8 protein-coding genes and 1 tRNA gene are annotated in these 22,346 nt (G+C 35.1%); all 9 read left to right on the forward strand.

Going from position 1 to position 22,346, the window contains the following annotated elements; genetic code table 11:
- The first annotated feature begins 185 nt into the window (after positions 1-185).
- The 9 genes from LBD46_04155 to LBD46_04195 all read left to right on the forward strand — a co-directional run bounded on the left by LBD46_04155 (position 186) and on the right by LBD46_04195 (position 22,194).
- A complete protein-coding gene (locus tag LBD46_04155; GenBank protein MDR2426357.1) occupies positions 186-581 on the forward strand; it encodes a hypothetical protein in 396 nt (131 codons plus the stop codon).
- A gap of 125 nt (positions 582-706) precedes the next feature.
- Positions 707-2,056: a hypothetical protein gene (locus LBD46_04160; GenBank protein ID MDR2426358.1), complete on the forward strand. Its 1,350-nt coding sequence runs from the start codon at positions 707-709 to the stop codon at positions 2,054-2,056.
- A gap of 453 nt (positions 2,057-2,509) precedes the next feature.
- On the forward strand, positions 2,510-4,213 hold the full coding sequence (locus tag LBD46_04165) for an AAA family ATPase (GenBank protein ID MDR2426359.1): 1,704 nt from the start codon (positions 2,510-2,512) through the stop codon (positions 4,211-4,213).
- 6 nt (positions 4,214-4,219) lie between these two features.
- Positions 4,220-4,999 carry a hypothetical protein gene (locus LBD46_04170; protein ID MDR2426360.1) on the forward strand — a complete coding sequence of 260 codons (780 nt, stop codon included), beginning with the start codon at positions 4,220-4,222 and terminating at the stop codon, positions 4,997-4,999.
- A 42-nt stretch (positions 5,000-5,041) separates the two neighbouring features.
- Complete coding sequence (locus LBD46_04175; GenBank protein ID MDR2426361.1) at positions 5,042-16,489, forward strand: hypothetical protein; 11,448 nt, start codon at positions 5,042-5,044, stop codon at positions 16,487-16,489.
- A gap of 81 nt (positions 16,490-16,570) precedes the next feature.
- Positions 16,571-18,598, forward strand: a complete 2,028-nt coding sequence (locus tag LBD46_04180; GenBank protein ID MDR2426362.1) for a phosphatidylserine/phosphatidylglycerophosphate/cardiolipin synthase family protein — start codon at positions 16,571-16,573, stop codon at positions 18,596-18,598.
- A gap of 116 nt (positions 18,599-18,714) precedes the next feature.
- Positions 18,715-18,787, forward strand: a tRNA-Ala gene (locus tag LBD46_04185).
- A gap of 257 nt (positions 18,788-19,044) precedes the next feature.
- The gene (locus LBD46_04190; GenBank protein MDR2426363.1) at positions 19,045-19,950 is read left to right on the forward strand and encodes an IS1595 family transposase; all 906 of its coding nucleotides are present in this window, start codon (positions 19,045-19,047) and stop codon (positions 19,948-19,950) included.
- Positions 19,951-19,962: 12 nt separating this feature from the next.
- The gene (locus LBD46_04195; GenBank protein ID MDR2426364.1) at positions 19,963-22,194 is read left to right on the forward strand and encodes a hypothetical protein; all 2,232 of its coding nucleotides are present in this window, start codon (positions 19,963-19,965) and stop codon (positions 22,192-22,194) included.
- Positions 22,195-22,346 lie beyond the last annotated feature (152 nt).

Raw genomic sequence — 22,346 nt, forward strand, 5'->3', positions numbered from 1 at the left:
AGCATTAGAGAAAACGCCTAGGGCATTATTGCAGATTATGGCAGCAGTTTTGGCAGTATTTTAAATTTTGATAATGATAAAAAAGCGAGCCGGAAGTTTTCGGCTCGCTTTTTTTATTGAAAAAAATATAAAAAAAAGCTAGAATCTTAAAACAGTTTATTTTTTAAAATACAAATGGAGGATGTATGGAACCGTCAAAAAAAAGTAACAAAAAATGGATTATATTTGGAATTATTATTGCTGTACTTGCTTTTTTGATTGCTATAGGTCCCATACTTGTCACATTATATATGAAACATAAATATGTAACAAATTATTCCAAAGTCGTACAAAGCGAACTAATGATTAAAGTGAAAGGAGTTTTAAAACAATCTTCTGATGGAAAATCCGTTTATCTTGTCGGCGAAAACGGTTTTTTTTATGCACTTTTCGGAGATAAAGCTGAAGAATTAATGAAAAATATTGGTAAAAAAACAACCGTTTTTGGAAATATTTATGAGCCTGAAGAAGAACAAAAGATTGACGGCAATTCTGTAAGAATGCGTATAGAGGTCGTCAATATGGGATTTCCGAATTTATAATCTGCAATCAAATAAAATTTATATATAAAAATAGAGAAGAGATATTTAATTTACAAAAAATTCACATCTTTTTCAGCGATTTTTCAGCTCTGATTTGTATAATTATTTACAACGGAGGGTACTTTATGAAAAAAATAAATTTAATTCTATTATCAATAATTTTTCTGACGGGGACGCTCAACGCGTCTTTCTTACCAACACCTAATCCTTATGCAATCGGTCCTGAAGGAAGAACTGTTGACGATTTAGCGGCTAAATGGATGCCGCCTAATAGAAGTGTAAACATATTGTCAGGAAGGCCACTGCGCGCTACTGACAAAGATGGAACTCAGTCTTATTATACTACTAATGGTAAACTGGCTGTATCTTTCAGCAAAGACGGACAGGCAACTTTTACGCTTGGAAACATGTCGATATCAAAAGATAAAGATGGAAAGACGATAAGCTCTTCAAAAACTGTTAATAAAACTAATTTGGTGGAAGTTACTAATGAATTTGGTGAAGTAATATCTTATAAAGAACTCGGGTTTGGCGGCAAAATTGTAGCGGCGTTTGATAAAGATAAGAATCTTATCGCTACTTATAATTATAATCAATATGGAAAAGCTCTTCTTTCCGTTGTCAACGAGATGACAAAGGGAATGACCGTTTATGAGGAAAAAACAGGTTTGCCTACATATGATCTTGATGTTGATGGAAACCGTATGGCGAAATATATTCACGATGATAATGGAAGGCTGCTTGAAAAAATAGATGCATACGGAAACATAATACATTATGATGGCAACGGAGCTGTAACTTATGCGGAAGATAAAGATGGCGTTGTGATGTCCAGATATAATTATAAATATGATACTGATGGAAATTATGTCCTTGAAAGTGTTGTAAATCCAAGAACAAATGAGATAACGTATTTTGATGAAAACGGAAGGCAGACTGTAACTAAAAATCATGCTGGCGCCATAACTACCGATTATTTGTGGAGAGGTTCGGTGCTGGTTGCAACTTTTGACAGAGAAAGAAAAGAAACTACGTGGTATGAAATTGATGGTAAAGCAAAATATACTACATTTAACGATATAATCATAAATAAAAATCTTTATTATGAGGGACAACTTGTAGGTGTTTGGGATGCAAGAACAAATCAGGTTACGGTTTTACAGAATGAAAGAAGAGAAATTGTAATTCAGCTTGGAGGCGGTACTTCCAGTAACCCTGTTGAGTTGACTACTTTGGTGCGATGCTCCAATGAAAAGGGAGAGAGTACTGTATTGACTCTGAAAAATTTTCAGGAAAACAGCAAGATTGGAGAAGCTTACAATAAAATTGAAGAGTTTCAAGGATATGTTTTACAGTCCAATGAAAATGGAAATATAGTTGAATACGACCCCGTAATCGAGCCTACTGCCGAAGAGATAAAGAAATGGCTTGATGAAGGTTTAATAGATAAAAAATATATGTATAATCCTTTATAAAAATATCGCGCATAAAACATTTTCATAAATATTAGATTTTTTTATAAAAAAGCACGGCGGAATTAAATGCCGTGCTTTTTTATTTTAAAGCTCAACTGAGATGGAGACTATCCTGCGCACTGCGATAAACTCTGTCCCGATCTTTTTAGGTATTTAAAATTTTAAAAAAATTCACAATTTCTTTTCTTTATTATTTTAAATTTTTATATTATTATATAAATAAGTGTATATCAGCAATATAAGAAAAATAAAAATGTGGATAAGGACGCTTTAGTCATACTCCTTTCAAAAATATTTGTTTCCGATATTGGACGACGGGAAGCCGGTATTTTTACTTCAAAAGAAAAATTTAAAATTTTCCTTAATGTAAAATAAACGATTTATCCTTGAAAGTGTGCTGTATAAGAGTTATAATAAATATATAATTAATTTAAAAAAATAAAGAGGTAGAAAATGCGTAAATTTAAGCTGTTTATGAGAAAAAGTTGGGGCTGGGTTATTGCCGGCGTTGTAGCCGTAGCTATGGTGTTCCTTGCAATTTACGGCTTAAGCAAACTGGAATCTTTTTACAGAAATATGACGCTTGCGACAATGCCGCTGCAATTTATAATGGTTGCTATAAATGCTCTTATATTCGTCTTTTTTTATATGTATTTTTTTACAAAAAGAGGATTTGGACAGACAAAAAAATCTAAAGTAAAGATAGATGATATAAAAGTAACCTTCAACGAAGTTATAGGGCTTGAAGGCGCAAAAAAAGAAGCTTTGGAAGTCGTACAGCTTATTAAAGATAGAAAACATCTTCAAAAGATGGGAGGTAAGATTATAAAAGGGCTTCTTCTTATGGGACCGCCAGGAACGGGAAAAACTTTGCTTGCAAAAGCCATAGCTACCGAATGCGGAATCCCTTTTATAAATATGGCGGGCAGCGAGTTTGTAGAAGTGTTTGTCGGTGTCGGAGCTTCCAGAGTAAGAAATTTGTTTAAAAAAGCCAGAGAATACGCTTATACCGATGGAGCGTGTATAATATTTATAGATGAAATCGAAGTTATAGGAAGAGGAAGGACATTTACGTCTTTCGGCGGTGGTGAAGAAACTAACAGCACACAGAATCAGCTTCTTGTGGAAATGGACGGTTTGGACAGCAAAAAAAATAATGTCATAGTAATCGCGGCGACAAATGCCGATGAAAGTGTTTTAGATAAAGCACTTTTAAGACCTGGAAGATTCGACAGAAAAATAAACATAACACTTCCCAATTTGAGAGAAAGAGAAAAACTTTTTGAATTTTATTTAAAAAAAGTGCATGTGAGCGAAAATGTAAAAATAGACAGGCTTGCAAGAAAAGCCGTTTACAAATCTCCAGCGGATATTGAAAATATCGTAAAAGAGTCAGCTTTAATAGCGACAAGAAAGAAAAAAGATGCGATTGAAATGGATGACATTTCTGAAGCTATGGATAGAATAGATCTGGGATTGGAAACTCATCTTGAAATGACCCCGAAAGAATTAGAACAAACAGCATATCACGAAGCGGGACACGCTGTCGCTTTGTATCTGCATCACCCCACAGATGACGTTTTTAAGATAACGGTTAAATCGCATGCCGGTTCATTGGGGCTTGTCGCGCATCACCCTAAAGAAGAATTTCACAGTCACAATAAAGAAAAATTATTGGCAGACATAGTCGTAGCTCTTTCCGGTTATATGGCCGAAAAAATTAAATATAATACCACGACGACCGGAGTATCTGGAGATTTCAAAAAAGCCATGCATATAGCAAATACTATGGTGTGGCAGCTCGGAATGGGCACGGGCGGTTTTGTCGGAGACTTTTCAATAATACCGAAAGAAGAAATGTCGTCTAATCTCAAAGAAAAGCTCAATAATGAAACTATCGCGATAATGAACTCTTCTCTTGCAAAAGTAGAGGAATTGTTAAGGCAGAACTGGGATGTTGTTGACGCCGTAGCCAAGAGACTCGTCATTGACAAAGAGATGGATTTTGACGATCTTGAAGAAACTTTTGAAAAGTTTGGAAAAAAAAGAGAATATCCTGCCGTTGAAGTAATTGCTGCGGAAAGTGCAAAAATAGATGGCGGTGGAACGGTATTTGCAAACTCGGATGAAAATTGTGATACGAAAGAAAAAGAATAAGCTGATATGATAAGGCATTTTATTTTGTTTGTGCTTTTAATCTCACTAAGCGCATGTTACGGAGTAAGTTATCCAAAAGGTGACATCATTGGTTCTTTAGAAGCTCTCATAAAAAAGGAAAGTGGCACAGACTGTAAAGCTTACGTAGTTGGAAAAAGCTTATATTTAGATATGCCTCTTGAAGGGCTTACATCTAAAGACCAAAATAAAGTAAACGACGCCATAAAAAAAATGCAAAACGCTGTTATGGCGATAACAAGAGTGACGCTCAGCAGCGATTCCGACATAAAATATATGGTTGTAAGTGCATTTAGTCCTGAAAAAAGCGTTTCGTTTAGAATTCTGCAAAATATAGATGACGTCAAATCGTACCTTTATATGCGCATATCGCGGGGCGATTATGAAAGCAGAAATCTATTTGAAATAGAAGGACCGGAGATGACCGCTGTTCTCTTGGAGGACAGGCACGATATAACCGACAACGAGTATGTAGGTAGAATGATTGTTTCGCAGATTAATATGGCTGCGCGGACGAATCCGTTTTTAGGCGCTTTAATCTCAATGCTGCAATTAAGATATTCGGACGTAAAAGACGGAGTTCTTTATATATCGCTGTCGGGAACAATGGACAACAGAGTTAAAGAATTTGCGCAAAATATGATAGTCGAAGAAACGAAAAAATATTCGCAAAAATATGCTCTGGACTTTACGAGAGTGATTATATTGGATAATAATAAACGGATTGTTTTGGACATAGATTTTAGTGAAGACGGCGCACAATCATAGTTATTTGAAAGTTAATATATTAAGAAAGATAGGATGTGTAATATGTTAAAGAAATTATTTTCATTAACTATTGCAGTATTTTTGACATTATCATCTTTTCCCACTCATGGTTTTTCTGCTTCACCTTTATTAAATGTTTTTAATGTCGAGGCAATAAACGCTTATGCGTTTGTTACGGAAGCTTCTTTTAAAAACAGCTCCGTATCCATTTTCAACATACAAGACCTGCATTTTAATATTGACAGCCAAAAGAAAATTTTTGCGCTGCTTGAAAATCTTCATGAAAGTTATCCCGATTTTGAGCTTTATGTTGAAGGAGCCAGCGAAAACAGTGATTTTGAATGGGTTTATTCAAGTCTCGGCAAAAAAAGTGGAAATGTTTTTATAGAAGCTTTATTTGACAGCGGGAATATAAGCGGCGCTGAATATTTTTCCGCAAAATACGGAAAAAGAATAAACTCTGTAGAAGATAAAGGTATTTTTGATGGGAATCTTCTTCTTTTTGCAGAGTTAATAGAACAAAGACCGTCAATTGAAAATCTCCTCATTCCTCTGGAAAAAAATCTTGAAAACTTAAGAAATAAATATTTTATGTCTGAACAACAAAGGCTGTTTTCCGCATATAAAAGATACCGTTCAGGTTCTTTACAGGAGTCAGAATATTTTGATTTTCTCAAAAAAGAGAGCATTAAAAAAGGGATAGACATAAACGATTATCCGAATATAGCGCTTTATGTCCTTACGAACGGGTCGGCAGCAGGCTTAAGCCAGAGAAAGCTGCAGTCGCAGATGTCAGAACTGTTTTCGAATCTGAAAAACGTTTTAAGCTATAAGCAATATTCGGAGCTTATTGCCGTTTCGAACAATTTAAAAGACAGACAGTCGCTGATTGCCTATCTTTATAAGAATAGAGAAGAAATAAGCCTCGATCATTATCCGCAATTAAACAAATTTATTACTTCCATAGCTCTTTCTGACAAAATTAATAGGCTTGAATTTATTAATGAAGAAAATATTCTTGCCGATGACTTATCAGTAAAAATTTATCCTGACGAAAATTCAAAAAATATACTTTTTATGTCGCGTTTTATCGACATATATAGAAACGTTTTGATGACCTCGGCTGCAGCAGATGAGTATCAATATTATAAAGATAATATTTCAAAGTTTAAAGCTTTACTCTTCCAGTATGCCGTGGGGAGCGGTAGTTTTGTAAGACTTAATTCTATTGAAGCAAAAGCCGTGGAATTTAACGATAAAAATCTTAAAAGAAATGAAATTTTTATAAGCAAAATGCTTGGTGATACCGAGCATCCTTCCGGTATATACCCCGATTCTCATTTTGGTGTTGAAGCAAATGCCAAAGCAATTTTTGAAAGCTCTGCGTCTTCAAAAATAAAAGTCATTGTAGCCGGAGGCTTTCACACCGCCGGAATTAACGATATTTTAAATAAAAAACGTATAAACAATATCACTTTTATGCCCAGAATTACGTCTGCGGGGCATGAAAATTCTCAAAAATATGTCGAATACGCCAGAATGCTTTACTCCGCTGGGGATGCTGCAATACCTCTTCCTGTATATAACGAGCTTACAATGGAAGAACTTTCTTTAAGAGTACTTGATACGATTTCTAAAGAACATATAAACAAAGGATTTGACTTGTCTTCTCCGGCACTAAAACAAGATATAGAAAAATTTCTGCTCGCAAAAGAAGGTTTAGAAGAAGCAGAGTTTTCTTATGATAAAGAAAGCAATGAGATGCTTATTAGATATAAAGAAAAAGGTTCAAGTATTTTTCATCCCGTCCGTTTAAGTCCGTCGGATGATAAAACGGAAAATTCTACGGGAACTCTTACTACGCTCGGGGATATCACTCCCGGTATGGTGAGAGAAATATTAAAAGGAGCAACGTTTAATGTAACCGATATAATTCCAAATATTTTTATAAAGATGGTTAGGGAGACTGATTATTATCGTGAAAGATATAATGGTTCAGATATTGAGCAACTCAGGCTGGATATTTCCTCTGGAAAATTTGATTATAAACGCTTTTTTACAAATTTTCCCTTGAAGTTGAATACTTTTGTAATAAAAATGTTATCTTCTTTCATAAATATTAATACGCAATATCCTGACATATATGAAAAACTTAGAGAAACAGCTTCTACTCTTCTTAGCTATTATGACGAGGTCGATATAAGAATAGTGGATTCTTCATTTTTAATAAATGAAGAAGGCTGGTCATTGGCGGCATTAAACACTTCAGTGCCGAAAAATGGTAAAAAATCCGCCATTTTGTATGTGCATTCAGAATTTCTCGAGGCTTTAAAATATGAGCTTTCAGGTAATTCAGATGAACTCGATAATGTTTTGAAAGAACTTATAATGCACGAAGTAATGGAAAATAATGCTTTATATAGTGAGAGTTCAATCGAGTATCAAAATTTTGGGAACTATCTCAGAAAAAAAGGGATAGGGGAAGAAGGAAGAACAACAAAATGTTTCCATGATTTTATAAAGTCAGAATTGCCGGATTTCGGGATCATGATAAAAATGCTGGAGAACACCAATTCCATCACACTGAAAGGGCAGAAAGATCTGTTAAAACTTGGTAATTCCATACGTCTTGAAGCTTTCTCAAGACATGAAGAAATACAAAGTATTTACAAGATTGATTCTCTTAGAAATAGAGATATAGATAAAGAGATACAACATGATTTGCTGATGCTTAGGATTGGAGATAATGCAGTAATTGAAAAATATGCCAATAAAATAGCTGATTATATCAAAAAGAATATTTTAAATGGAGACGCAGACGGAACTTTTTCTATAGCTGTAAGATTTACAGAGCCGATGCATATAACTCAAAAGTTAGGAAGTTTGGTGAGTGAGAAAACAGGATTAAAAATAATTAATATCAATCAAGATGACTATATGGATTACATTCCCATGATAGGGCAGGTTGCGCGTGAAAATATAGCAAACAAATTTGATATAGAAAAAGAAGCAGCATTCAATGTCGAGAATAAAAAAATTATAATTCTTGAAGATATAACTAAAACGGGCTTTGTCTTTGGGCAAATGTCGAAACCTTTAAATAAAGCACACGCCTCCAGCATAATACCTCTTACCATATTTGACATAAGAGATGCACTTGCTCCCAAAAAGATCAAAGGGGTACAAGCGCACACCCCAATAGATGAACTGTTTAATATTAATGACTATCTCAAAAGATATATGGCGGAAAATCCTGAAGATATAGCCAAAAAAATTATTGAGTTGAAAGGCAATACCACGAAATATTTTTACTACGCTCTCAGCGAGTTGATGAAAGAAAACAATGCTGCATTCGGCATTATAGTAAAAAGACTATATGAAAGCGATGCGGAGCAAGCAAGACTTGCTCTTATTGAAGATATGTCCTTAATGCATCTTAAATATCCAAGTATTTCAAGTAACATGATACCTCTTATATTTTTTATTGAAAATAATCTTACCACTGAAGAATTAAGAAAAAAAGGAAATGTTTCTACTGAATATTTTGAACATTACAGAGGAGACGAGTTTGAGGATTCAAAAGGAATTCTTGAAATGACTTCAGATGATCTTGGAAAATGGGGCGAGTTCCAGTGGCTCATTCCTCTGTACTGCAGACTGCACGGCTTTACGAAAGTGCATATAAAAATGCAGGAAGATGCTAAAATAAGAACTTCTCAAAATAATTTAATGCTTGATGTCGCGCAGCAGCTTAATATTAACATACTTTATCAGTACCAGTCTGAAGAGATTCCTAAAATTGAAGATAATAAATTAAGAGAAGATATCAGAAAAGCCATTAAAGATAAGAAACTTGAAGAAGCTGTTAAAGAAGCTCGAGAAACTTTTAGAAAAGCTATACTAAACAATGTAGAAAATGGCAGTATGGAATACAAAGACACTATCAAAGAGGTAATGAAAAAAGTTAACGAAATCGTAAGAGAGATAATTAAGTTTGATTTATCTCCGGACTCATACAGCATAGTTGTTGGGGGATCTCTTGTAAACGGAAGTGTCACTCCGTCCTCTGATATATACTATGATGTTATAGCGAGAGATAAGGCCGTCGTTGCACCGATTCGTGATAAATTTCTTCCTGCTTATCAGTATGCTTTAGAATGTACAGGGCTTGTTCCTCTCGTATCAAACGGCATGAAAGTAGACTTCCCGGGTTCTATTGAAAGCAGTTTGATAACAACGCTTGACGCCGCGATTTATGATGAAAGATCAATAGCGACTTTTTTTGATTTTGAACCCGTATATGACGCCAATTCGTCCGATGCAGCAGATGCTTTTATGAAGTATCAGGAGCATGTGTTTAAAATTCTAATGGAAAAAACTCGTGATAAAGAAACATTGGAAAGCAGAAGAAACATTTTAAAGATAATGGGGGAGGGTATTGCTTCAGTTTCAAAACCGTACTATAGAATTATAGAAAGAGGTTTTTATTTTATCCAGAAAGCCGATTCAAAAAGCGCAAAACGCACATTTTTCGGAAATTTATATGCCGCAGCCTACAGCAACAGCATATACAAATCTTACGATTACAGATGGGTAATAAGAGGTCTTGAAGTAGCGTTAAAAGAAATTTTGTTAAAAAATGCGGGTAAAATAGACAGCCTTAAAGAACTTCCTAGAGATAAAGAAAAACTTATTATGTATATGTTTGACAAAGGGATGTTTGTTAAAGATTTTAAAGCAGAAGATGCCAAAAAACTCCAGCAACATATGAGGGTGCTTATTAAATGTAGGCAGGAAAAAGTAGCAAAAGTCCTAGAATATCATTGGACAGACATGTCTGACCCGGAGATATCAGCTATAGGAGCGATTCATGCTTTTATTATTGCCAATACGCCAAAGAAGGTCTCTGATTTCCCCATAAAGGAGGAAAATATCGTAGCAGCGTATGTCGTTGAGCGCTATACTCCAAAACAGCTGGAAAAAGTCCGCTATAAAATTAACCGTTACGAAGAATGGGCGGCGGGCAAAAATTCTACAGGAAAGATGTTGATAGCTCTCTTGCTTTCTGAATTTCCTCAGAGCGAACTTATTAAAAAGGACGGAATTCTTGCGCAGCTAGGTCTGAGAAACAGCGAAATGATATCTAATATCGACATGATTTTTTCAATACGGAAATTTCCTTCTATTGATAAAATCAGTGGTGATTTTGGAATACAGAATTATATGGATGCAATCTTGAAACGCGCAGGAAAAGTAGACAGGGTTTATGCTGCTTTTGCCGACAAAGTCTCCAATTTTATCTTTCATGACTATTTTGAACAGTTTTTTTCTATTCACAAAGCGGAAGAGTTTCTTGATTACAATAAGCTTGCCGATTATTATATGAAAAAAAATCAGGATAGATTGAATGAAGAACTAAAAAATCTGCCAGCTGATAAATTGAAAAATCTATTTTTAAAGGAATACCAGCAGACCACAAAGGCGGAAATGGAAAAAAGACTCATGACAGACGGTCTTTCTGAGCTGTTGGACAAATCCAAAGTGGCAATGTCTCTAAAAAACGGGATGCTAGAGAGCCTGAGCAGTAATGAAAGTCTTAAAGCGATGATTGCAGATAAGAGCATTACTGATTTATTTACTGAAGAAGGAGTGAGAACCGTTGAGTATGAAATAGACCTTGCCAAAAATCTCGAAAAACTTTTGATATATCTTATATACGTTCCTTTGGCAAGAAGAATAAACGACATAAATCTTTTTGAGTCTATAAGGAATCTTTTATTTTATGAAACGCAGCCAGAATTATATATTAAAATACTTAGCATTTTAGAGAAGCACATCGCTACGGAATTACGTTATTCCGATTACGGAAAAATGCTTGACGATTTAAAGGAAAAGCTCGTACCTGCCTTAGAAGAAAAAGCCAGAGTTAAAAAATATGAAGTCCACACAAGGGTTAAAAGTCTATACAGTATTTTTGAAAAGATTGTTTCGTCAAGAAGAGGAGAAGAAAAACAAGTCGATTTAAACAGCGAAAATATAGGGGAAAAAATAAAAGAAAAAATAAAAGATATTTACGGCTTTCATATTGTAGTCGATGATAGCTCTGAAAGGAAAAAGGCGATGGATGCCGTTGAAAGCGCTTTTATTCAGTCAAAAGTTAATGGAAAATATTTTTATACGCTTAAGAAAAACGAGAAAGGCGAAATAGACAGGATTTTTAATTACGATATCGAGAAAGGTTTTGCCAGAGTAAAATATACTTATGAAATTAATGGAACTGCCGCTGGCGAAATCATAATATATTCCAAAGAAGAGTATGAAAATGAACATAACGGGCTGATAACAAGAGCAGATCCTGATGTCAATGAGACCAATGCCCTTGTAAAGAAATCAAAGAGAAGTTTTATACTGACATTTCCTCTTGCTCACTGGATATATAAAATGGGGGAAAGACTAATAAACAATAAATATGCCGACAGTACTTTTAACATGGAATTAACATACAATCAACTATTTTACGGAGAAGAAGAGGCTTTGGCAGATATAAAAAAAATAATGGGCGATTCCTCTTTTTACTTTTATTCTGACGATATTATTTTTGATGACAATACCGAAGACACTTTAAGAAAGATGCTCAATACAAAAATAAAAGATAAAATAGCTTATTTCGTGACCATGCCTAACGGCAGCTCTTATCCTTTAATGCTTTCATCACTGTATGAGTATAGTTACTATGAAATTCTAGCTTCTGCCGGACTGGACGCTGAAAGAGATTACATATTAACGGATATGGACGGTAATGAAGTTAAGAGGAAAAGAAGTGAGAGGAAAGGCAGAGAGATTCCTCTTTTTGTAAAATTAGTAAAAAAAGAAGGTGAAAATCCGTTTAGTGACGAATTAGATATTGAAAGATTTATGTCTTTACGGGCAAAAGTTTTGGCAAGCCTGCGCGGGCAGCCTTTGGGAGAAATAAAACCGAGCGAAAATTTTTTAAAACTATTTCAGGAAGAGGGGCAAACAGAGCCGAGCGAATTATCTCAAGAAGATTGGGAATCAATAGAAATATATTCAAATTCGCTTGGGCTTAAAAGTATTGAAGAGCTGTACTATGCGGAAATAAATGGATTGATAGATGAAGAACAAAAAAGCCAGCTCATAGATTTTGTAAATAAAAGAAAAGATACGGTTTTTGAGATTCGCAAAAAGCTTTCTGTTGAAGATGGCGGCAAACAAATAACAATAACTGCATCCGATGCCGAGTCTGAGGTGCGTGAAATACTAAAGAATTTCGGACAGAGCGTTTATGCGCAGGCTGATGCGGATAAGGGCGAAGTAGTATATAAAATCATATACTCTGGAAATAGCGATAAGGTGCAGGATATGATAGACGCTTTTAAAGAAAAAGGTTTCAGCGTAATAACTTTTAAAGACGAACAGAACAGAAATATTTCTTTCCAGAGAAGAAGAGTATATCTGAATATTCAGGCTTTAGGAAGAAATATAGCTGCCCTTGTCGGTGAAATAAGTACCTCAACAGACTATGCAGTTCTTGCCGCAAATGCTTTGATAGCGATGTTTAGTAATTCAAAAGTTAACAAAATGATAGATGGTTTATTTTATGATGAAAATTCTCTCATTATGAAAATAGAAGTATCCGAACTTTTAAGTTTAGTTCAAAGCCTACTTGCATCTGTGGACTCTAAATATGAAAATTATGATTTTGACTTGCAAATTTCAAGCAATGAGAATCTTATAAAGGATTCTGACACCTATGCTTTTGCTTCTCTGTCAGAAGATGATGGAAGAGTAACCCTTTATATAAACGAAACATTTCTCAGAGCTATAGAGAACTTGGAAGATAAAGAGCGCCTCTTTTATCTCAGGCAGCTTGCAATACATGAAGGGATGGAAAGAGCTTCTTTCCTTAAAGGCGAAATGGACAGCTATGAAGAGTTCCACAAATCTCTTTCCCAGCTTAATCCTGACCAAGCAAAGCTTATGGAGTTTGTGGCAAAAATTGCAAAAGATGAAATGGAAAAAAGAGACAAAGAACAACTTACAGGTGAAATTGCCTCAAAACTTTCCGCTTCTCAGGAATTGACTGAAGATAATCCTGCGGATTTTATTTTGATATTGGGAAACGATGAAATTTCCACGTTTGAAAAAGCTTTAGAACTGTATGACGGCGGTTTGGTTAAAGAAATTGTCGTTTCGGGCGGTGTAGGAAGGCTTACGCTGCCTCTTATTAAAAAAGCCGTTGAAATGGGCATAGGTATTCCTTTGTCAAATGGTACGGTTATTTCTTCAATGAAACAATATGAAGAATTGGGAAATTTTTCAGAAACGGAGTTAAGACAGTTGACAACAGAAGCGGACATAATCAAATTGATTCTTCTAAATATTGCCGCAAAGAGAGGAATGGACATAAAACAAATAAAAATTTTGAAAGAAGAACGTTCAACCAATACAATGGAAAATTTTGATAATGACGTCATAAAGAATTTAATTGAAGAGATAAAAGTCAAAAAAGGTGGAAAGGCTGTAAGAGCTGCTTACATACAAACGCCTGTGCAGCAGCTTAGGGCGCAGGCAACATTTAATTCAGTTTTCAGAGATAAAATAATAAACGGCGAAATTGAAGGTATAAGTGTAACTGTTTCAGATTTTTATGAAAGAATGAGTGTTGAAGATATTGTGCGACAATCTGCAGCAGAGATTTTAAGACTTATAATATATTCTCTCAAAGGGGATGCTATTCCAGCAATAAACGACAGCGGTTTAATATTTGACGGCGTTATTGGAGCGGACATTTTAATAAAAATTACGGCTTTGCTTGAAAATCTGGAAAATAAACCAGTTTTAAGAAAAAATCTCTTTAACATTATAAGCAATACTAAAGATTCAAACGGAAATACTTTGTTTCCTGACAAAAAAAGCATTATTGACGCTCTTGACGGTAAAGTTGCGGCTGATTCTTATCAGTTTGAAGCAATGAAAATATTTTTGGATTTCGTTTATTATGACATTGAGAGAAACAAAATATATAAACATTCAGCCGTTGAATCTTCTAAGGCAGCAAGAGTTTTAAGCAAAATGCCTTTTGTTATTCAGGAAAAGGCTGTAGATGCCGTCGATGTCGCCCCGCAATATTTAAAAGACGAGGACAGAGTCTTCATATTTGATATTGAAAACGCGGCTTCAAACGCGGCTTTAATCGCATATATGGGATCGTATGGCACAAAAGCTTTTTCGATTATGCCAGTAGAATATATAAATTCCGACAATGTTTTGTTTGATTTCCAAATCAACACCGGCGCTAGAGACATTGTGGTAAAAGCTGCTCTTGTGAAAGTTAAAACTGAAAACGGTATTTTTTACAATCTCCAATATTCACTGCCTTTTATCTATGAAATGCCGTCAGATAAAATCAATAAAGAGGCAAAAGAGCAATTACTTAAAGGCATATTTGAAAATCTTGAAATAATGCAAAAGCTCAAAGCCGAAGGATTGGATCTTTCAAAATCAAAAAATCTACTTTTCGTAAACCGTTTACCAGATAATAGAACTCTTACTACAGTAAATGCCGCCGCGCAAAGAATAGCCGAATCTACTGGTCTTGACAGCGAAATGCGTAAAGTTGAAAGCAAATCCGAAAAGAAAGGTATTTATAATGAAAAGCTTCATGTGTCGGCAATGCTCAGAAGCAGCGGGGATAGCGGAATAGGAGAAATAACTTTACTCCAAAATTATGCTGAAACCGTGTTAAAGCCTGCGGGAGTAAATGGATTTACAATGAATGATATTTTCTCCGTAGATAATCCGCTTGCCGCAAACTATTTGCTTTTGGATTGGATGTCCGTTCCCGAAGCTCAAGGAATAATCACAGCTGAAGATTTGGCAGTAGATATTTCGGAAAGGGATACCATCAATAAAGAACGTACGGCAAAAAGGAAAAATCTTGTTGCGATGAAAGTTTACACAAAACTTTCAGCTGAGCAGAGAAGTGAAGTTGAGGCATATTATATGGCAAACACTTCATGGCTTGATGCCTTTGCCGCAAGCGAAAAAGCAAAATATAATATTGATATCGACGATGCAATGTTTATAAGAATTATGGCATTGCAGCAGATGCTTTTTGAACTGCAGTTAAAACAAACATTGTTAAAAATGGCCGATATGAACATATCAATGTATGTAAAAGAGATAAATGCCGATAATGCCGAAATAATAATATCGAAATGGATTGCCCGCGGGATTACGTCATTTACAGTTGAGATTGATTCTATTGATGCTGAAGTTCTTAATAATATTGCAAAAGCCGCGGCAGAATCTGGATTTTTTATAAATGTTTTTGTAAAATCCGCCAATATGACTTCTAAGTCCGCTAAAATCGTTGCGGATATGGGGTATACGCCTGTTATACAGTTTCAGAATGTGAGCCAATATGAAAATATTTCGGGATATAAAGTTGAAATTAATGATAAAACTTTTGAGACGCATTCAAGTGTTGAAGAACTTTTGAAAAATTCAGCACAGTCTGGAGCTTTGTCCGTAGACTATCCTATAGGTTTATTATGGGGGGAAATTGTTTCTGAAGATTCTGCGCAGAATTACAGAATTCCACCAAAAGGTTCCAAGCGCTTTGAGGGATTAAAATTAGGTTGGTTTAAAATCGGACAAAAAACTTTTGAAGAAAGTTATGCAGGAAGTTATATAAATGCTGTTGAGACGGGCTTAAATACAGATATTTTACAAACAACTTTTGATATTAATGCTGTAAATGTGAAAATTAACGGACAATCTCTGCCTGCGGTTTATGCCGCAGCTCTCATAGGAAGTTTGGCAAAACAAAACAGGCTTTCGGAGATTAAAGATTTTAAAGAAGTTACAATTTCACTGATAGATGCACTTGGTACGAAAGAAAATCTGAAAATAGCAGGGCCCTATCTTGACAAGCTGCTCTTAAACTATAATTCTTCCGAAGGTGAACAAAAGGAAATCAATGCCGCAAAAATTGCCGGCTTTATACAAGGGTTAAGTGAAAATATAATAATTAATGGGCGCAATGGAAAGTTTACTTCGAAAGCGGTTGCAAAAGTGTTTGCAAGCCTTATGGCGGAAGCCTCATTATTTAAAGCCGGATATTATCCTTCCGCATATGCTCAGGATTTACCTGCGGAAATGTTGTTGGGCAAAGTACAAGATATCCTTAAAAAATATACTTTTGCTGCAGCTTCGGCCGAGATAGAACCTATTTTATTAAATTTGTCCATACCTATACAAAAAATGGGCTTTACTTTTGATATATCTAAAACCGGAGAACTTGTGCAAAGTAAAGATAAATCGGAAAAAGTTTATAAAGCTTACACAGATATTACCAATTATATGCTTGACATATTTATAGACAAAATTGTGACAAAAGAACAAATAAGAAGATCTACAAGAACTTCATCCTTAGAAGCCATAAAGGACATTATGTCAGCGGCATAATGCATATGGCAAATAAAAAAGTTGCAGGTTGTTGCAGCCTGCAGCTTTTTTTGTGTATTGTAAAAAAGATCCGGATATCAAATGAAAAATAAAATCATAACTTTTGCGGTGCTTTGTTTTATACTTTCCTTTTTGGGCTGTCACAGAATTTATAAAAAGCAGCAAATTCTTCAGAATGTAGATAATTCTATGTTTGATCCTAAAGAAGTTTTTATATACGAAGAAAATTTATATTTGTCATATAGTCATGAAAATGAAAATTTTTATCTTTACACAAGACTTCCAAAAGAAGGCAGCAGAAAAAACAGGAGAAATGCCGTTATTGAAATGGAAATAACGCAGAAAATTCCGGAAGGAATTAAATACGGCGCTAAAACAGTTACCCTTGTCAAAAATATTCTGCAGCTGGCCTGTGAAGAGGTCATTGCAGAAATGGCCCCGCAGTCAAACAACAAAGGAGCGATGCTGCTTACCGGATTTAAAGACATAATTTTATACAGAGATTCCGATGGAACAATAAAAGTATGCGATCCATCGCGGTTGCCCAAAAGCATTGAAGTAATTGATAAAATAGATAAAAAGACCATAAGGAAAAACACATATTCAAAAATAATAGAAATTCTGAAAAATGAATATCCCTACAATAAAAGATTTGTTCTGCCGATTGATACCGTTCCTCTGATACCGTATATTTACGTCGATATGGAAAAAAACATTGCCGCAGCTGTAAAACTTCCGGATTATTATGAAGTTCAAAAAGAGGCATCACCTCTGGGGTTTTCCATTGATTTAATATACTCATTTTTTATTAAAAGTCATGTATTTGCAGTAATAAAGTCACCTTTTACGTCTTTTCACAGGCTTTTTTCAACGGCTATGTACTCACTATACTCTGGACTTTCTCCGCAGATAGAAAATATCAAAGGCAATATTCCGCCTTTATACGAAGGCGATGAAATGATGGACATAAAAGCTTTTGAAAAATATCTCGATTTCAATATAACTGAAGAAAAATATATGGGGAGGGCAAGGATACTTGTTACTGGAAATTCTTTTTTCCCTGATTTTATAGAACAGGCTGCAAAAGCGAAAAAAGAAATCAACATACGACTCTATATTTTTAAAGCCGATCCGTATAGTATTACGATAGCCGACCAACTTAAAAAAAAATCCAACGAAGACGTCAAAGTTAAAGTTTTGATTGATGAAATCAACGCTATATTGAATTGGACAAAGGATCCGGAGCAGCTGTATTCCAAAGATTATATTATGCCCGATATTAAAAAATATTTGAAAGAAAATTCCAAAGTAAAAGTGCGCACGCATTTAAATACGTGGGCGAATTTTGATCATTGCAAAGTGATTATTATAGATGACAAACTTGCATATACTGGCGGAATGAACTTTGGCGAGGAGTACAGATATTTTTGGCATGACATGATGATTGCCCTTGAGGGCCCTGTAGTTGCAAAACTGAAGGATGACTTTGACGGCGCGTGGGCTTTTGCGGGAGCCGGAGGTGATTTCGCCGCTGCGGCAAGAGCTGTATTTAAATCTAAACACGATTATAATAAGGATATCGAACCCGACATGTTTTATATGAGGACTCTTTACACAAAACCGAGTTCGGCAGAAATTTTTGAGGCGCAGATGGAAGCGATTAAAAGGACAAAAAAAAGAATTTACATACAAAACGCGTATTTTTCTGACGTCAGAATTATTCAGGAACTCATTAACGCCAGGTTGCGCGGCGTTGATGTAAGAATAATTCTTCCTTCTGAAAACGATAATGTAATGATGGATAAAAGCAATATGGTCAAAGCCAATATAATGTTTAATAATGGCATAAAAATCTATTTTTACCCGAAGATGTCCCATGTAAAAGCCGCGATTTATGATAACTGGTCATGCGTTGGTTCTGCAAATTTTGATAAATTAAGCCTTTACATAAATAATGAGATGAATCTGGGCATATCAAATGCTGAATTTGTCAGCGATTTAAACAACAAGATATTCATAAAAAGTTTTTCCGAATCGAAGCTTATGGAAAAAGAATTGGATATTTCACCCGGCGACTATATCATGTCATTTTTAGCCGCACAGGGATGATTAAGGTCAGTAGCCGCGCAGCTAAAAGTTGAGTAATGGCAAAAAACAGTGGAGCATGGATTTAAAATTTGACAACGACACCAATATTAAATATACTTAAAATCCAAATAGAAAATGGGGCTATAGCTCAGCTGGGAGAGCGCTTGCATGGCATGCAAGAGGTCAGGGGTTCAATCCCCCTTAGCTCCACTTTAACAAAACAACAAATCACTTGAACCCTTAATATAAAAAATACATAAAAAATCAGACATTTTTAACAGGCATATAGTGAGTGTCCCAGACGAGCGGTGTAACAAATGAGGATGACAAGTCTCGACTACGGGATTATTTTTGTTTCTTTCAGATAATAATTTTACTAGAAAAGATTACGGAACTATCCCTTGACAGATAGTGAATAATTTGTTAAAATATCCTTATAAAGAATAAATAATACAAGGAGAAAGGCAATGGATTACTTTGAATTTCAAAAGAAGTTTCCGACGGAAAGAGCAGTAATAGATTACTTCGTTAAGATTAGATACAACGGCAGTGTTGTATGTCCGAAATGCGGTAAAGCGGAAGGAGTATATCGTCGCCATACTGAACCGAGAAAAATACATTGCAATCATTGCGAAAGCGAATACTCAATTTTTTCAGGCACGATATTTGAAAAATCGGATACAGATTTAAGGAAGTGGTTTTACGCTATAAATCTTGTTATATTAAGCAGGAAAGGCATATCAGCATTGCAGTTGAAAAGAGAGATAGGCGTTACATATAAAACGGCGTGGAGAATGTTAAAGCAGATAAGAACAGCGATGGGCAATAAGGATATGAGTAAAGCATTTGAGGCTATCGTTGAGATCGACGAAACTTATGTAGGCGGTAAGCCCCGTAAAGACAATAATGACGACTTGCCAAAGCCTCCGTTAAAAAGAGGCAGAGGCACAAATAAAACAGCAGTAATAGGCGTTAAAGAGCGTAATTCTAAGAGAGTATATGCTCAGATAGCATTTCCGAATAAAGACGGCAAGAAACTAACAGGAAAGCAGTTGTTTAAGGTTTTAGATAGGGTTTGCAAAGACAATACAACGATAATAACAGACGATTTCAGCGGATACAATTTTTTAGATAGAGAAAACATAAATAAGTATGTCAGATTGTCGGTAAACCATTCAGCAGGGCAGTATGTTAGCAGTAATGGAGTGCATACAAACGGAATAGAGAGTTTTTGGGCTTTACTGAAGAGAGGCATCTATGGAATTTATCATCATATTTCAGTAAAATATATGCAAAGATATATCAACGAATTTACGTTTAGAATGAAGGATAATAGTTTTGACGGGTTGTTGAAACAGTGTGTTTTAGTTTAAATGGGGAATTTTGTGGAGCAAGAAATAGAATTACAAAAGAAATTTTACGAAATGTTAGGGGCAACTCCCGATTTGTCTCATAACACTGATGGCGTTTTTCGCGGTTGTTTATTTGAAAATAAAAAAACGATAGACAATATAAACGAAACATTATGGCAAGCAATAAAATATCTTGCTCGTCGCAGAGAGCGTGGCGAAAAAATGCCCGCTACTATAATTCTAAACGACCTTATCCGTAAAACTGCTTATATTTACAAAACGCAAGATGTATATGAGGAAATGCACGGCGATTATTTTGGAGCGGCAAGTAAAAATAATAAGAATATGCCTCTCATATACAATACAATACCGTACAAAAAAATATGTTACAGCAATATTGACGAAAGAGCTGAGCTAATAAATATTGTTAAAACCGAATCTTTTATCCCCTATCGTGTAGATGCCCGCAATATATTCGGATTATCACAAGAGTTTTATAGGCAATTTAAACAAGATAAAGACGCTTTTTTAAAAGGCAAAAATGCCGAAATCCGCAAACCATTTATCCTGAAAGACCGCATCCTTCCATATGGAAAAGAAGATAATTTTGAGTTTGAAAAAATAATGGATTGTTTGAACCCCGCTTTATTGCAACGAGAACAGGGTGCATATTATACACCTCCTGCCTATGTTAAACAAATGCAAAAAATGTTATTGCAGGCAATTTCTGAAGTGCCAAAAGATAAAGACTATGTTATTATTGACAGATGTGCAGGCGTGGGAAATTTAGTTGAAAGTTTATCTGACGAAGTTTTAGAGCATTGCATACTTTCAACAATAGAATATAACGAATATGTAATATTGAAATATAAGTTTCAAGGCAAAAGTGCAGTAGTCATTCCCGATACTGACGCATTAGAGTACGATATAATTCCCGCTGAACGTGAATTTTTGACAAACAGAGTTTTAAACGATTATGTGCGTGAAAAGGTTTTGGATGATAATTGCGTAAAAATTATTGTAGAAAATCCTCCGTATTCCGAGTCTGGAAGTGGTGGCACTCAAAAGACGGGGCGAAAAGAAAATAAATGGAAAAAAAGTTTTATTTGCAAGGAAATGAAAAAGGAAGTTAAGGGTGTAGCCACAAATGAACTCGGCAATCTTTTTATATGGTCGGGTTTTAAATATTACTTAAAAAACACAACCGATTCCTTTATTGTATATTCGCCGACAAAATATTGGCGTAATCAAGAGCTTGTAAACAAAAAATTCCGTGATGGTTTTTTATGTAATCGTAAGGAATTTCACGCTCCGCAAAATTCCGCAACAGGCGTAATATGGTGGCAAAATATAGATGAAAGACGTGAAGAATTGCCGCCGATGACACCATACGATATACAAAATGATGAGCCCGTTATTTGCATAGATGCTGGCGGTGATATAACTTTACGAAAAGCCCATCATAATTTTACAGAAACGTATGATAACCGCACATTTGATAACGATGTAAGGGGTATTTTGTGCGAAAGCGATGGTAGTGAGTATGTAGAAAATGGTCGTGATGTTTCCGAAAAACCATTATACAATGAGAATATTATTGGTTATTTGATGGTTCATTCCTTTTTGATTGACAGAAAAAATGTATCGCTAACAAGATGCGGTTTATATAAAGGACACGGCTTTTATGTTCGCTCCGATAATTTTATTGAAAAACTACCGCTATTCGTGACAAGTTGCTTCCCTTATGACAAATGGTGGAAAACAGATGTGTATTCTAAATGTTACGACGGGCAAGGCTCATTTATGGGCGATACAGTATTTTTAAAAAAGTGTCTTTTTTATACTGCTTTATCGCCTAAAAACAAGTGTCGCAGTCTAAGGGGTAGCGATAATCGTAATTATCGTAATGAGCTGTGCTTTGATGGAAATACTTTGGCTTTGCAAAGGTTAAAGGAATTACCCCAAACCTCTGCCCGTGAGGATTTTTTATTAAAATTGTGGGATGGACTTCTCGCAAAAGCAAAAGAAACAGACGAATATAAAGAGATTATCAGAAAATACCCATCGGCAACACTTGGATTGTGGCAGATTATGGAAGAAATCAATCTTGAAGAGATTATAGGACAAGACCGCAACGGCAAGGATATAAAAAAGCGTAAATATCCTTCATTGGATTGGGATGTAAAAGCCATTGATAAAGAAATAAAGGCATATTATACGGACGAAATTATAAGCGACTTAAAGAAGTATGAATTGATTAAATAACCTTATATAACTATCCCCAAAGGTATAATTCCGAAATAGTATAAAGAAGTTCACATAAATTTTACAATGGGGTAACAAAAAATTAACAAGGGGAGGGTATAATGATATGTGGTGAATGATATGTGGTGAATAGAAGAGAGTGTAGAATGAGT

The organism is Candidatus Endomicrobium procryptotermitis, from assembly GCA_031279415.1.
Taxonomy (GTDB): domain Bacteria; phylum Elusimicrobiota; class Endomicrobiia; order Endomicrobiales; family Endomicrobiaceae; genus Endomicrobium_B; species Endomicrobium_B procryptotermitis.

Excerpts from the sequence above, each read along its gene's own strand:
- LBD46_04165 (MDR2426359.1), top strand. The coding sequence starts at position 2,510 with ATGCGTAAATTTAAGCTGTTTATGAGAAAAAGTTGGGGCTGGGTTATT.
- LBD46_04170 (MDR2426360.1), top strand. The coding sequence starts at position 4,220 with ATGATAAGGCATTTTATTTTGTTTGTGCTTTTAATCTCACTAAGCGCA.
- LBD46_04155 (MDR2426357.1), top strand. The coding sequence starts at position 186 with ATGGAACCGTCAAAAAAAAGTAACAAAAAATGGATTATATTTGGAATT.
- LBD46_04160 (MDR2426358.1), top strand. The coding sequence starts at position 707 with ATGAAAAAAATAAATTTAATTCTATTATCAATAATTTTTCTGACGGGG.
- LBD46_04180 (MDR2426362.1), top strand. The coding sequence starts at position 16,571 with ATGAAAAATAAAATCATAACTTTTGCGGTGCTTTGTTTTATACTTTCC.
- LBD46_04175 (MDR2426361.1), top strand. The coding sequence starts at position 5,042 with ATGTTAAAGAAATTATTTTCATTAACTATTGCAGTATTTTTGACATTA.
- LBD46_04190 (MDR2426363.1), top strand. The coding sequence starts at position 19,045 with ATGGATTACTTTGAATTTCAAAAGAAGTTTCCGACGGAAAGAGCAGTA.